Source organism: Rhizobium sp. TRM96647 (assembly GCF_025780115.1).
GTDB lineage: Bacteria > Pseudomonadota > Alphaproteobacteria > Rhizobiales > Rhizobiaceae > Mycoplana.
In genome coordinates this window covers 86,135-99,693 of sequence record NZ_JAOXHF010000008.1, presented here as the reverse complement: position 1 = coordinate 99,693, position 13,559 = coordinate 86,135, and the positions used below count along the sequence as shown (strand labels likewise).

Sequence of the window (13,559 nt, the reverse complement as noted above, 5' to 3'; positions counted from 1 at the left end):
GCGGACGCTGTCGGGCGGAGAGGGCGAAACCCTGCGACGCCTGGAGCGACAATGCTTGACATCAAATGGATCCGCGACAACGCCGAGGCACTCGATGCCGCCCTCGCCAAGCGAGGCGCCGAGCCGCTGTCGGCGAGCCTGATCGCGCTCGACGAGACCCGCCGCACGCTCATCCAGACCGCGCAGGACATGCAGTCGCGCCGCAACGCCGCCTCCAAGGAGATCGGCGCGGCGATGGCGCAGAAAGACATGGCGCTCGCCGACAAGCTGAAGGCGGAAGTCGCCGAGCTCAAAACGCAGCTTCCCGCAGCCGAGGAGGAGGAGCGCCGGGTCACCGCCGAGCTCACCGACGCGCTCTCGCGCATTCCCAACATCCCCCTCGATGACGTTCCGGTCGGCAGCGACGAGAACGACAACGTCGAAAAGCACAAGTGGGGCGCCAAGCCCGGCTGGAACCACAAGCCGCTCGAGCACTACGAGATCGGCGAGGCGCTCGGCTGGATGGATTTCGAGGGTGCGGCGAAGATCGCCGGCGCCCGCTTCACCATCCTGAAGGGGCAACTGGCCCGTCTTGAGCGCGCGCTCGGCCAGTTCATGCTCGATACCCACACGCAGGAACACGGCTACGTCGAAGTGCAGCCGCCGCTGCTGGTGCGCGACGATGCAATGTACGGTACCGGACAGTTGCCGAAGTTTTCCGAGGACCTGTTCCGGACGACGGACGGCCGCTGGCTGATCCCGACCGCGGAGGTGCCGCTGACCAACCTCGTGCGCGAGGAAATCCTGGCGCAGGAGAAGCTGCCGCTGCGCTTCACCGCGCTGACGCCGTGCTTCCGTTCCGAGGCCGGTTCGGCCGGCCGCGACACCCGCGGCATGCTGCGCCAGCACCAGTTCATGAAGTGCGAACTCGTCTCGATCACCGACGCCGAAAGCTCGATCGAAGAGCACGAGCGCATGACCGCCTGCGCCGAAGAAATCCTGAAGCGCCTCGGCCTGCACTACCGCGTCGTCACGCTCTGCACCGGCGACATGGGTTTCGGCGCGCGCAAGACCTACGACATCGAGGTCTGGCTGCCGGGACAGGATACCTATCGCGAGATCTCGTCGTGCTCGGTCTGCGGCGACTTCCAGGGCCGGCGCATGAATGCGCGCTACCGCGGCAAGGACGACAGGAACCCGAAGTTCGTCCACACGCTGAACGGATCCGGCACCGCCGTCGGCCGCGCGCTGATCGCCGTCCTGGAAAACTACCTCAACGAGGACGGATCGGTGACGATCCCGGACGTGCTCCTGCCCTACATGGGCGGACTGAAGAAGATCGAAAAAGCTAACTGAAGGGAAGACCGCGCCCATGCGCATCCTTTTGACCAATGACGACGGCGTCCATGCCGAGGGGCTTGCGGTCCTGGAACGGATTGCCCGCACCCTGTCGGACGATGTCTGGATCGTGGCGCCGGAGACGGACCAGAGCGGGCTTGCGCATTCGCTGACGCTGTCCGAGCCGCTGCGGCTGCGCAAGGTCGGCGACAAGCGCTTCGCGCTTCGCGGCACCCCGACCGACTGCGTCATCATGGCCGTGCGCGAGATCCTGCCGGGTCCCGCCGATCTCGTGCTCTCGGGCGTCAATGCCGGGGCCAACATGGCCGATGACGTCACCTATTCCGGAACGATCGCCGGCGCCATCGAAGGCACGCTGCAGGGCATCCGCTCCATCGCCATCAGCCAGGCGTTCCGCTACACCGACGGCCACACCGTGCCGTGGGCTGTGGTGGAGCGCCACGCGCCGGACCTGATCCGCCGCCTGATGGAGGTCGAGCTGCCGGACGGCACCTTCTTCAACCTGAATTTCCCCAACTGCCCGGCCGATGCGGTCAGCGGCATCGAGGTCACCTCGCAGGGCAAGCTCGATTTCGGCATCACCATCGAGGAGCGCAAGGACGGGCGCGGCTTTCCCTATTTCTGGCTGCGCTTCGGCGACCGGCACGGCGATTTCCGCGCCGGCACCGACATCCATGCGCTGCGGGAGAATGCGATCTCCGTCACGCCGCTGAAGCTCGACCTGACGGACTATACGGTTCTGGACCGCGTCCAGCGCGCGCTGGCTGGCTGAAAGAGGTGACGATTGAACACGGCACGGGTGGTTGAGAAGGAAGGTTTCGCCGCACTGGCGCTCCGGTTGCGCGGCCAGGGCATCAAGGATATCGACCTGCTGACGGCCGTGGAGCAGACGCCGCGCACCCTGTTCGTGCCGCCCCAATTTGCCGGCGACGCCTATTCCAGCCGCCTCCTGCCGATCGATTGCGGCTCCTTCGTCGAAGGGGTCGACCTGGCCGTGCGGCTCCTGCATCTGCTGAACCTCAAGTCCGGCCAGCGGGTGCTGGAGATCGGCACCGGCAGCGGCTTCACCGCCGCCGTCATGGGCCGGCTGACCGAACGCGTTCTCACCGTCGACCGCTATCGCACGCTAGTCACCGGCGCGCAGCAGGGCATCGAGAAGGCCGGCATCCGCAACGTCGTCGTCCGCCAGGCCGACGGCAGTAACGGCATGCCGGGCGAGGGGACCTTCGACCGCATCCTCGTCACCGCCGCCTTTCCCGCCATGCCGCGGCTCTTCGCCGAACAGCTCGTCTCCGGCGGCATGCTCCTGGCCCCGGTGATGATGAGCGACACCGAATGCCGCATGCTGAAACTGGTCAAGACCGGCAGCCGCTTCGATCGCGAAGACCTCTTCGAAGTTCCCTACCTGCCGATCGTGCCGCATCTGGCGCAGGCGCTCTGAAATCCTGAAGACCAGGAGAATCACGTCCCCGCACCGGCGAAGCCGCCGGTGCGCCGTCCCTTTGCGCCAGTCGTTTGCCCGTCGCCTATGCCATCGCGCCGCAATCCGGCGGGGCGGCGCCGGCCGCATCGGCAATCTGCGCGGCTCCCGTTCGAAAGGTTAATAATTCGTTAACCATGGTCAGCCTCGCGCAAGCTTCGCGCCATATTCCCATAGTCGAGACGAAACCCACGTCGACGCACGGATCTTTGGGCAATCTCGCCGCCGAGGGAGATGGGCATGCAAATCTCGAACAGGATCGCCGGGACGGCGACACAGGACAGCCTCGCAAATCTCGCAGCCCGCGCCGCCGGGCGGACCAGCGAGGATGCGGTCGAGGCAACGCGCCCGAGCGCCTTCACGGCAGGCAATCATGATCCGTCCGATCGGGTGTCGCTGTCCGTCGAGGCCCTGCTCATCCTCAGCGCCTCGCGTGACACCCAGAGCCTTCCCGCCCTGTCGGAAGACGAGCGCAACAACGTGGTATCGCAGGCGCTCGAGGACCGCGAGTACAAGGCCTTCCGCCACTTCCGCGAGGAAGGCGACATGAAGAGCTATTATCGCGCCTATATCGAATATTACGACAGGCTCCAGCCACAGGACCAGTCGAGCCCGCGCTACGCCGGAAGCCGGCAGATCGCCGTCTCCGCCCTTCGCTCGCTGGCCTATGCCGAAAAGGCGATGGACGACGACACGGCCGGCGAGGCCCCGGCGGTGATCGACACGATTCTTGCGAGCGTCGACACCCTGCACCGCGACGTGCCGCAGATGGCCGCCGCGACCGCGGGCCTCAGGGGCGCGGAAGCCTTCCACGCGATCGGCGCCTCCCGCGCCACCTCGATGTACCTCGCCAGTTTCTAGAACTCGACCCGCAATCCTGCCTTGCATCCCTCCCGTTTCTGCAGCCGGGCGGGCATCGCATGGTTATCAACATCTCAAGAATGAGCATCGGCGGGAGCGGTCTTAACCGGGCGGTAACTCTAACGCGCTTTAATCATTGCACGGCAGTTGGTTGTGTTTCGATTGGGTAGTTTGACATGCGTAAGAGTGTATCGCCGCGTTTTGCTAGAACCGCACCACGGGTCCTCGTGGCGGTGTTGCTGGCCGGTGTGGCAACCGGCTGCAGTTCCGACGCCACCCGCTTCGGTGGGTTGTTCTCCTCTTCCGACGACATGACGACAGGCTCCATCCCGCGCAGCGGGGGAAATGTCGGCTATGTGCCGCGCGGCGATGTCAGCGGCGCCGGTGGCGCTGTGGCCGCCAATCAGGGCTATGCCTCCCAGGGTACGGTGTCCAATGCGCCGATGCCCATGGAGACCGCGGACGGTTCTGGCGTGCGCCGCGCCAGCACGCCGATGTCGGTCCAGCGCAACACGCTGTCGGAGCCCTCTGCGGCCCCCGCGTCCGCCGGGCGTGAAGTCGCCATGGCCCAGCCGATTCCCGCCAATGCGGCGCCGACGCTTTCGGACGCGGTCGAGCCTCCGGCCCGTGCCGCGGCCCCCGCGCCGAAGCGCACGGATGGCTGGTCGACTGCCAATGCGCCGGTCGTGATGCTGCGGTCGGGCGAGAGCATCAAGACGCTGTCGACCCGCTACGGCGTGCCGGAGAAGGAGATCCTGAAGGCCAATGGCCTGAAGACCGCCGCCGCCGCCGAACCCGGCCAGAAGATCACCATTCCCGTCTTCGGCACTGCGCGCAGCGCCGCAAAGGCGTCGATCGACACGGCCCTGGATCCGAACGGCAAGCGGCCGGGCAACACGCAGGACACCGGCGCCGAAGTCGCCATTCTCCCGAATTCCGCCAAGAACCGCGACAAGGCGGCCGGCGAGGCCGGCAAGGGCAAGGTCGCAGCCGGCGGCGACGGCAAGCCGGAGGGCGGCTACGAGGTTCAGCCGGGCGATTCGCTCGCCAAGATCGCCTCCAGGAACGGCGTATCGGTCGATGCGCTGAAGCAGGCGAACGGCCTGAACGGGGCCTCGATCCGGGTCGGCCAGAAGCTGCACATCCCCGCCGCCTCCAGGCCCGCCACCGACGGCACGATGACCGCGTCGCTGCCCGATCCGAAGAAGACCGCCGCACCTGTGACGGAAAAGGCCGAGGCCTATGCGCCGGTCGAGAAGAAGCAGACGCTGAGCGAGATCGAGACCAAGACGGACATCACCGAGGCAGCCCCCGAATCGACCGGCATCGGCAAGTATCGCTGGCCGGTCCGCGGCGCGGTGATCGCCGGCTACGGTTCGAATGTCGAAGGCAGCCGCAACGACGGCATCGACATCTCCGTTCCCGAAGGCACCCCGGTCAAGGCTGCCGAAAACGGCGTCGTCATCTACTCCGGCAGCAGCCTGAAGGAACTCGGAAACGCCGTTCTGGTTCGCCATGACGACGGCACCGTGACCGTCTACGGCCACGCTTCCAGCCTCAACGTCCAGCGCGGCCAGAAGGTCCAGCGCGGCCAGACGCTCGCATCGTCGGGCATGAGCGGTAACGCCACCCGCCCGAAGCTGCACTTCGAAGTCCGCAAGAACGCCTCCGCCGTCAACCCGATGACCTATCTCGAATAGCCGGGCGGCCACGACATCGGATGCCAGGAAAAGCCGCGCCGGCAACGGGGCGGCTTTCCTGCGTTCAGGGCAATCGGGTGAAAGCTATCCGGCGTTTCACCGGGGCCCGCGCCGTCTATCGGCCGAGCGTCTTGCCCATGCGGCCGGCGAGGTCCTGGATAAACTGCCAGGCGACGCGGCCGGAGCGGGAGCCGCGGGTCGTCGCCCATTCGAGGGCGTCGGCATGGATCGCGTCGCGGTCGCCTTCGAGGCCGAAATGGTCGGCATAGCTGTCGACCATCGCCAGATAATCGACCTGGCTGCACTTGTAGAAACCCAGCCACAGGCCGAACCGGTCGGAAAGCGAGACCTTCTCCTCTACCGCCTCGGAAGGATTGATGGCCGTGGACTGCTCGTTCTCCATCATGTCACGGGGAAGCAGGTGCCGCCGGTTCGACGTGGCGTAGAGGATCACGTTGTCCGGCCGGCCCTCGACGCCGCCGTCGAGCGCTGCCTTCAGCGACTTGTAGGAGGTGTCGTCATGGTCGAAGGAGAGGTCGTCGCAGAAGACGATGACGGAGGCGGGCGCTTCCTTGAGGATCTCCATCAGCGCCGGAAGGGTCGCGATGTCTTCGCGGTGCACCTCGACGAGCTTCAGTGCCGTTTCGGTGGTCGCCGCCGCGCTGGCGTGTACGGCCTTCACCAGCGAGGATTTCCCCATGCCGCGGGCGCCCCAGAGCAGGACGTTGTTGGCCGGCAGCCCCTTGGCGAAGCGCAGCGTGTTGTCGAGCAGGATGTCGCGGACGTGGTCCACGCCGACGATGAGGTCGATGTCGACGCGGTTGGGCCTCGCCACCGGCTGGAGATAGTGCCGCGCCGGAACCCACACGAAGCAGTCGGCGGCACCCCAGTCGTTCTCGGCCGGTGCCGGTCCCGCCAGCCGCTCGATCGCCGCCCTGAGCCCGGTGATTTCCTTCAACAGCGACCGAATCTGTTCATCCTGCACGTGCCTGCTCCATCCCGTTGTCTGACCCTATGGGCGGTAGCATGGCAAGGTCCGGCCGAAAAGAGAGAAAACCCTGAATTTCCGGCAGAATCCGGGCTCGAATGTTGCATTCAGGCCGGTCTTGCCTATAGTCGCGCCCACTGTCGCGGGTGGAAATGCATCCCCCGGCTTCCAGTTTCGAGGAGTTTTTGAATGTTGATTACCGAGGCTTTCGCCCAGACGGCGCCGGCTGCTTCCGCGGGTGGTGCGGATCTTCTGATGTCCGTCCTGCCGTTCCTTTTGATTTTCGTGGTGATGTATTTCCTCATCATCCGCCCCCAGCGCGCCGCCATGAAGCGCCGTGAGGAGCTTTTGAAGAACATCCGCCGCGGCGACCAGGTCGTGACCGGCGGCGGTGTCGTCGGCAAGGTGACGAAGGTGATCGACGACAAGGAACTCGAAGTCGAGATCGCCGAGGGCATTAAGGTCCGCGTCGTTCGCAGCGGCGTCTCCGAGGTCCGCGTCAAGGGCGAGCCGGTCAAGGAATAGTATGGTCCTGCCATCCGGCGGCCCCTGGGGCTCCCGCCGGATGGCGCCTGGATGGTCTGCCGGCAGCGTGCCGGGCATTTCGAGATGGCTATGCTGCAACCCGCCCGCTGGAAAACCCTGCTTGCCTGGCTCGCCGTCGTGGCGGGCCTTCTTGTTCTGTTGCCCACCGTTCTGACGGATGCGCAGAGATCGGCCCTGCCGGGCTGGCTCTCCTCGCTGCGGCTGACGTCCGGCCTGGATCTCAGCGGCGGCGCCGGGCTCGTGGTCAAGATCGAGCGCGACGACGTGGAAAACGACCGGCTGCTGGCTGTCGTCAATGAGGTTGGGCAGACGCTCCGCAGTGCCCAGATCCCCTATGCCGGCCTGTCCGGCACCGGACGGAACGTGGTCGTGCGCGTCACGGACGGCGCCCGTGTCGAGGATGCGCGCGCAGCCCTTGCCGCGATCGCCGGTACGCGCCTGGGCGCGCCGGAGGCGGGCGGTGAGATCCGTCTCGCTATCACAGCGGAATCGGTCGCCGCAGCCGGGATCGAGGCGACCGCCGCCGCGGTCGAGGTCGTCCGCCAGCGCGTTGCCGGCGCGGGCGGGGTGGACGCGGTCGTCGAACAGGCCGGCCCCGGCCGCATCGCGCTGCAGGTACCGGGATATGACGATCCCCAGCGGCTGAAGGACGTTCTCGACCAGCGTGGCCAGTTTTCGGCGAGCCTGGTCGAAACCGGCGTCTCCCTTCAGCAGGCGCTCGAACAGGGCCCGCCGCCCGGCACGCAGGTCGTCTATACGCTGGGCGAGCCGCCGGTCGGCTATCTGGTCCGCCGCGCCAGCATCTTCACCTCGCGCGACGTCGTCTCTGCCGAAGTGCTGTCCGGCGGCGATGGCGGCAACGCGACCGTCGTCTACCAGCTCGGACCCGATGCGACCCGGCGTCTTGCCGAGGCGACGGCGACCAATGTCGGCCGCACGCTGGCGCTCCTGCTCGACGATCAGGTGCTGGCCGCCTTCATCGTCGCCGGTCCGCTGGTGGACGGTCGCGGCGAGATTTCCGGCGATTTCGATGCGGCCGGCGCCGAAAACCTGGCCGTCGTTCTCCGCAGCGGCGCCCTGCCGGCCTCGCTGACCGTGGTCGAGGAGCGCTCGATCGAGCCCGCGCTCGGCAACGCCTCGGCCCGTGCTGCGCTGACCGCGGTCGTGGCGGCCGGCATCGCCGTCGCCCTGTTCATGATCTTCTGGTACGGCGCCTTCGGCGTCATCGCGATCATCGCCCTTCTGTTCAACCTGATGCTGGTGGTCGCGGTGCTCGCCCTCACCGGAACGGCCGTCACCCTGCCGGGCATCGCCGGCCTGGTGCTGATCATCGGCATGGCGGTTGATTCAAACGTCCTGATCTACGAGCGCATGCGCGAGGAGGTCGCCGGCGGCAAGCCGCTTCCCGAGGCGCTGGCTGCGGGGTTCACGCGCGCGTTTTCGACGGTCGTCGATGCGGGCGTCACCACGATGATCGCCGTCCTCGTCCTCTATTTCCTGGGCTCGATGCCGATGCGCGGGTTTGCCGTCACCGTCGGGATCGGCATCCTCACGACGCTCTCCGTGGCCTTCACGCTGACCCGCTGGCTCGCCTGGCGCTGGGTGCGCCTGAGACGGATCACCCATCTGCCGCGCAGCGTCCGCACTGGCCTGTTCGCCAGCCTGCACCTGCCCTTCATGGCGATCCGCAACTATACCTTTGCCGGGACGGCGGTGGTTTCGCTCGCCGTGGCCCTCCTGGTGGCGCTGAACGGCCTCAATCTCGGCATCGACTTTACCGGCGGCGCGCAGTTGCAGGTCCAGAGCCGGCAGGGCGTCGCCGATCCCGCAGCGATCGCCGCGCGCCTCGAGGAAGCCAACCTCGGCGACGTCACCGTCCGTTCGGGCCGCGATCCCGCCACCGCCACGGTCCGCATTCCGCCGCAGGGCGGCGGCGAGAACGCCGAGCAGACCTCGGCACTGGTCGCGCGCGGCGAACTCGAACCGGACTTCGACATCCGCCGCGTCGAGGTCGTCGGCCCCTCGGTCTCCGGCGATCTGATCTCGGCCGCGACGCTCGGCATGGCGTTCGCACTCGCGGCCCTGATCGGCTACATCTGGATCCGCTTCGAGTGGCAATTCGCGATCGGCGCGGTGATCGCCACCGCCCATGACCTTCTCCTGACCATCGGGCTCTTCGCCGTCACCCGCATGGAGTTCAACATCGGCAGTATCGCGGCCCTGCTCACGATCGTCGGATACTCGCTGAACGACACGATCGTCGTCTACGACCGCATTCGCGAGAACCTGCGGCAGTTCCGGCAGATGCCGCTGCCGCTCCTGATCGACGCCTCGATCAGCCAGGCGCTGTCGCGCACCGTGCTGACGGCGGCGACCACGCTGATCGCGCTGCTGGCGCTGACGGTCTTCGGCGGCGAGAGCGTTCGCGCCTTTGCAGTCACGATGTTCTTCGGCATTGCCGTGGGCACGTTCTCTTCTATCTATATTGCCGGTCCGGTCCTCATCCTGTTCCGCCTGAGGCCGGACCGCTATCGTCTCAAGGGCGGCGGCAGCCCGGCTGCGAAGGCATGAACATGGCCAAGGGCATAGAGATACGACAGGCGCATTTTCCGGGCAGGGCCCCGATCGACGCCTATGGCAATGGCGGCTTCCGCTTTGCCGATATGTCGCATCGCGGATCGATCCTCTGCCTGCCCTCCGGCATCTACGGCTGGGACAAGACCGACGCGAGCGACCTGTCGGCGGAGGACCTTGCCCGCGTGCTGGCGGAAGCGGAACAGATCGAGGTGCTGCTGGTCGGCACGGGCGCCGAGATCCGGCCGCTTTCGCCGCAAGTGCGCGCCGCCCTGCGCGAACGCCAGGTCCGCTCCGATCCGATGTCCACGGGTGCCGCAGTCCGCACCTTCAACGTCATGCTGGCCGAATCGCGCGCCGTCGCCGCGGCCCTGATCGCAGTCTGATCCGCAGCCGTCAGCCAATGCCCAGTCCGGAAGATCCGATGCACCCGAAAGAAACCCCGGCAGCAGGGCGCGCCCCCGAGGCTCCCGCTGCCGATCCCTATGCCCATTGCCTGGCGGCGCTGCGCGAAACCGATCGCGACCGCTATCTCGCCTGCCTGCTGGCGCCCGCCGAAAAGCGGGGTGCACTGGCCGCCCTCTACGCCTTCAATGCGGAGATCGCCCGCGTGCGCGACGTGGTGCACGAGCCGCTCCCCGGCGAGATTCGGCTGCAATGGTGGCGCGATGCGCTGGAGGGCAATGCGGCGGCAGGCGAGGCGAGCGCCAATCCGCTCGCAGCCGGCCTGCTGCGCTGCGTCGCCGAGCACAGGCTGCCGGTCGCCGTCCTGACGGACATGATCGAGGCGCGCATCTTCGACCTCTATGACGATCCGATGCCGGACCGGGCGGCGCTGGAGGGCTATGCCGGCGAGACCGCCTCGGCGCTGATCCAGCTTGCAAGCCTCGTCCTCGATCCGCAAGGGGCCGCGCAATCGGCGACCGCGGCCGGCCATGCCGGCGTTGCGCAGGCGATCGCGGGCATGCTGCTGCTGCTGCCGGTCCACCGGCGGCGCGGCCAGGTCTATATCCCTGGCGACCTCCTGGCCGCCACCGGCCTGGATGCGGAAGCGCTGATCGCAGGCCACGACCGCGAGCGGGCCGCCCGCGCTGTTGAGGCTTTCGCCGGGCTCGGCCGCGAGCACCTGAAGAAGGCGGAAGCAGCCGGCGGCATCGCCCCGGCAAACCGTGCCGCCTTCCTGCCCGTGGCGCTGGCGCGCCATGTCTTCGACCGCGCCGAACGGGCAGGCGCCGATGCGCTGGAGCACGCATTGCTGCCGGCGCAATGGCGGCGGCAATGGTGGATGTGGAAGACCCTGCGCACCGGCCGCTTCTGACGTCGGCCCGGGGAGAAGAGAAGCGGTCGGCCGAAGGCGCTGCCGGGCACGGCGTCAAACTGGCGCAAGCTACGCAGGCTAGACAGGGCGCATTCGATGACCCGCGGGAGGACCTGCAATGATTTGGACTGTCGTGATCGCCTGCCTCGTCCTGGCCGTCTATGTCTATTTGCGGACACAGCGTCGCAGTGATCGCAGGAACGGGGCGGACGACACCGGGCTTGCCATCGTCGAGTTCGGCCGGGTCTTTCCGAACGAGGCGATCCGGGAGGTCGTCACCACCGCCGGCGGCGATGCGATCTTCCTGCGGCTGCATGACGGCAAGGTCGGCTGCATGCGCGCCCGCGGATCGCGTTTCACCTGCCTGCTGATCGAGCCGGGCGGCGTGCTCGTGCACAACAGCCCGAGCGGCAAGGGACTCGCCATCGAGTTCAACGACAATCCGCACGAGAACGGCAGCTTCGAGTTCGCCACCAGCGGCGAGGCGGCCGAGGTCTCGCTCTGGCTGCTCGGCAGCCTGCTGCCCACGGCCGGCATCGAGGAGGCGCCGCGCACGCTTCAGCGCGACGGCTGAGCCCTCAAGGGGCCGATGCCAGCCACTGGCAGCAGTCTTCCAGCGCGCGTGCCGACACTGCCTGCTTCTTGGCCAGCGCCTTGTCCTTGCCCCGGAAGCGCTTGGCGCCTTCCGGCCTGACGATCGAACCTGGTGCGAGGTCGGGAAACAGGCCGAAATTGATGTTCATCGGCTGGAAGGAACGCTTGCCCGGCTCGTCGTCGGACAGGATGTGTCCGCCGGTGATGTGGTTCAGCAGGGCGCCGAAGGCGGTCGTGGCGGGCGGCAGCGCCGGCTTTTCCCCGCGCCGTTCGGCAGCGGCGAACCGGCCGGCGAGAAGGCCGATGCTGGCGCTCTCGACATAGCCTTCGCAGCCGGTGATCTGCCCGGCGAACCGCAGGCCCGGGCGGCCCTTCAGCGTCAGCGACGGATCGAGCAGGGCCGGCGATTGCAGGTAGGTGTTGCGGTGCAGTCCGCCGAGCCGCGCGAATTCCGCATTCTGCAGCCCCGGGATCATCCGGAAGATCTCTCCCTGTGCCCCGTATTTCAGCTTCGTCTGGAAACCGACCATGTTGTAGAGCGAGCCAAGCGCATTGTCCTGGCGCAACTGCACGACGGCATAGGGCTTGACGGTCGGGTTGTGCGCGTTGGTCAGCCCCATCGGTTTCATCGGGCCGTGGCGCAGGGTCTCGCGCCCGCGCTCCGCCATCACCTCGATCGGCAGGCAGCCGTCGAAATAGGGCGTGCCCTCCCATTCCTTGAAGCCCGTGGTGTCGGCGGCAATGAGCGCGTCGATGAAGGCATTGTACTGCGCCTCGTCCATCGGGCAGTTGATGTAGTCCTTGCCCGTGCCGCCCGGCCCGACCTTGTCGTAGCGGGACTGATACCAGCAGATGTCCATGTCGATCGAATGGGTGTGCACGATCGGCGCGATCGCGTCGAAGAAGGCGAGCGCGTCGGCGCCGGTGCGCTGCTGGATCGCGGCTGCGAGATCCGGCGCGGTCAGCGGACCGGTAGCGATAATCGCCTGGTCCCAGTCCTCGGGCGGCAGGCCCGTGATCTCCTCGCGGGCCACGGTGATCAGCGGGTGGCCTTCGACCGCGGCGGTCACCGCGGCAGAAAAGCCCTCGCGGTCCACCGCCAGCGCCCCGCCGGCCGGAACCTGGTTGGCGTCTGCGGCGCGCATGATCAGTGAGCCGGCGAGCCGCATCTCGGCATGGAGCACGCCGACGGCGTTGCTGGTGGCGTCGTCTGAACGGAAGGAGTTCGAGCAGACCAGTTCGGCAAGGCCGTCGGTCTTGTGCGCATCCGTACCGCGCACGCCGCGCATTTCGTGCAGCACCACCGGGATGCCGCGCTCGGCGATCTGCCAGGCAGCCTCGCTGCCGGCAAGTCCGCCGCCGACGATATGGATGGGAGAGGGGGAGGTCTGGTTGGTCATGGGCGGGTGCATATCATGCAGGGCCGGCGCTTCCAATCGCCGGAATCGAAAACGGCACCGAATGGTGCCGTTTGAAGCGTCTGTCGCGGTCGTCCGTCAACATCACGCCGTAACCGGCGCGGGGTCCGCTTAGCGGAAGGAACGGGCAGCGATGCCGCGGATGTCGTGGCGGGTCAGGCCGATGTCGGACAGCGTGTGGGTGGACAGGTTGCCGAGCTCGTTGAGGGTGCGGCGGTAGCTGAGCCAGTTCTTGGCAAGGCGGATCGGGTTCATGGCAGGTCTCCTGGAAGCGTTGGACGGGACGGCGTCGTCCTCGTTTGTTGAGACCCTTTTACTCCTTCTCCCGATCATGATGCAGTGCAAAGAAAATGCAGCTGCTATGCAATTGTGCAATTAGCTGGACAAATACTGTGCATTCCTGCGCAGTGCCTGAAAAACAGCGCCTCCGGCAGTCCGCCGGCCGCCGTTGCGTACCGGCTGCGCACCGCCTTTTGGGGACCGTATGGGGCGATCGCATCCGCTCCATGCGCTTAAGCCATCGCCACAAAAAGAAACGCCCCCCGGATCTCTCCGGAAGGCGTTTGGCCGGACCTGACGGGGTCGGCGTATTACCGGACGGCTTCGCGGGCGACGCGACGGATGTCCGAGCGGCCGATGCCGAGGTCATTCAGTTCGCGGTCGCTCATGCGGCCGAGTTCGGTGATGGTCTGACGATACTTGCGCCAGGTGTTGAACGAGCGGGAGATGTTCATGTCCGTTA

At 67.0% G+C, this 13,559-nt stretch carries 14 protein-coding genes; 10 read left to right on the top strand and 4 right to left on the bottom strand.

The window, feature by feature from the left end; translation table 11 throughout:
- The first annotated feature begins 51 nt into the window (after positions 1–51).
- From serS to OCK02_RS16120, 5 genes are all read left to right on the top strand, one after another.
- A complete protein-coding gene (gene serS, locus OCK02_RS16140; protein WP_263813947.1) occupies positions 52–1,335 on the top strand; it encodes a serine--tRNA ligase in 1,284 nt (427 codons plus the stop codon).
- Between the two features lie 16 nt (positions 1,336–1,351).
- The gene (gene surE, locus OCK02_RS16135; RefSeq protein ID WP_230804286.1) at positions 1,352–2,110 is read left to right on the top strand and encodes a 5'/3'-nucleotidase SurE; all 759 of its coding nucleotides are present in this window, start codon (positions 1,352–1,354) and stop codon (positions 2,108–2,110) included.
- Between the two features lie 12 nt (positions 2,111–2,122).
- A complete protein-coding gene (locus OCK02_RS16130) occupies positions 2,123–2,779 on the top strand; it encodes a protein-L-isoaspartate(D-aspartate) O-methyltransferase (protein ID WP_263813946.1) in 657 nt (218 codons plus the stop codon).
- A 279-nt stretch (positions 2,780–3,058) separates the two neighbouring features.
- A complete protein-coding gene (locus OCK02_RS16125; RefSeq protein ID WP_263813945.1) occupies positions 3,059–3,679 on the top strand; it encodes a biotin biosynthesis protein BioC in 621 nt (206 codons plus the stop codon).
- A gap of 176 nt (positions 3,680–3,855) precedes the next feature.
- Positions 3,856–5,379 (top strand): peptidoglycan DD-metalloendopeptidase family protein, encoded by a 1,524-nt coding sequence (locus OCK02_RS16120; RefSeq protein ID WP_263813944.1) that lies wholly within the window; start codon positions 3,856–3,858, stop codon positions 5,377–5,379.
- 115 nt (positions 5,380–5,494) lie between these two features.
- Here the strand turns inward: OCK02_RS16120 and OCK02_RS16115 are convergent, their stop codons facing one another.
- Positions 5,495–6,364 (bottom strand): ATP-binding protein, encoded by an 870-nt coding sequence (locus tag OCK02_RS16115; RefSeq protein ID WP_263813943.1) that lies wholly within the window; start codon positions 6,362–6,364, stop codon positions 5,495–5,497.
- Between the two features lie 192 nt (positions 6,365–6,556).
- Between OCK02_RS16115 and yajC the strand changes: the two genes are divergently transcribed.
- The 5 genes from yajC (at position 6,557) to OCK02_RS16090 (ending at position 11,379) form a co-directional block, all read left to right on the top strand.
- Positions 6,557–6,892 carry a preprotein translocase subunit YajC gene (gene yajC, locus OCK02_RS16110; protein WP_230804296.1) on the top strand — a complete coding sequence of 112 codons (336 nt, stop codon included), beginning with the start codon at positions 6,557–6,559 and terminating at the stop codon, positions 6,890–6,892.
- Positions 6,893–6,982: 90 nt separating this feature from the next.
- Positions 6,983–9,484 carry a protein translocase subunit SecD gene (gene secD / locus OCK02_RS16105; protein WP_263813942.1) on the top strand — a complete coding sequence of 834 codons (2,502 nt, stop codon included), beginning with the start codon at positions 6,983–6,985 and terminating at the stop codon, positions 9,482–9,484.
- A gap of 2 nt (positions 9,485–9,486) precedes the next feature.
- Positions 9,487–9,873, top strand: coding sequence for an Mth938-like domain-containing protein (locus OCK02_RS16100; protein ID WP_230804300.1), 387 nt, complete (start codon positions 9,487–9,489; stop codon positions 9,871–9,873).
- 38 nt (positions 9,874–9,911) lie between these two features.
- Positions 9,912–10,805: a phytoene/squalene synthase family protein gene (locus tag OCK02_RS16095; RefSeq protein ID WP_263813941.1), complete on the top strand. Its 894-nt coding sequence runs from the start codon at positions 9,912–9,914 to the stop codon at positions 10,803–10,805.
- A gap of 118 nt (positions 10,806–10,923) precedes the next feature.
- Positions 10,924–11,379 (top strand): hypothetical protein, encoded by a 456-nt coding sequence (locus OCK02_RS16090; RefSeq protein ID WP_263813940.1) that lies wholly within the window; start codon positions 10,924–10,926, stop codon positions 11,377–11,379.
- Between the two features lie 4 nt (positions 11,380–11,383).
- Here the strand turns inward: OCK02_RS16090 and trmFO are convergent, their stop codons facing one another.
- From trmFO to OCK02_RS16075, 3 genes are all read right to left on the bottom strand, one after another.
- The gene (gene trmFO / locus OCK02_RS16085) at positions 11,384–12,799 is read right to left on the bottom strand and encodes a methylenetetrahydrofolate--tRNA-(uracil(54)-C(5))-methyltransferase (FADH(2)-oxidizing) TrmFO (protein ID WP_263813939.1); all 1,416 of its coding nucleotides are present in this window, start codon (positions 12,797–12,799) and stop codon (positions 11,384–11,386) included.
- Between the two features lie 129 nt (positions 12,800–12,928).
- Entirely contained in the window at positions 12,929–13,072 is a 144-nt protein-coding gene (locus OCK02_RS16080) for a DUF1127 domain-containing protein (protein WP_230804308.1), read from the bottom strand.
- A gap of 335 nt (positions 13,073–13,407) precedes the next feature.
- Entirely contained in the window at positions 13,408–13,551 is a 144-nt protein-coding gene (locus OCK02_RS16075; protein WP_230804310.1) for a DUF1127 domain-containing protein, read from the bottom strand.
- Positions 13,552–13,559: the final 8 nt, after the last annotated feature.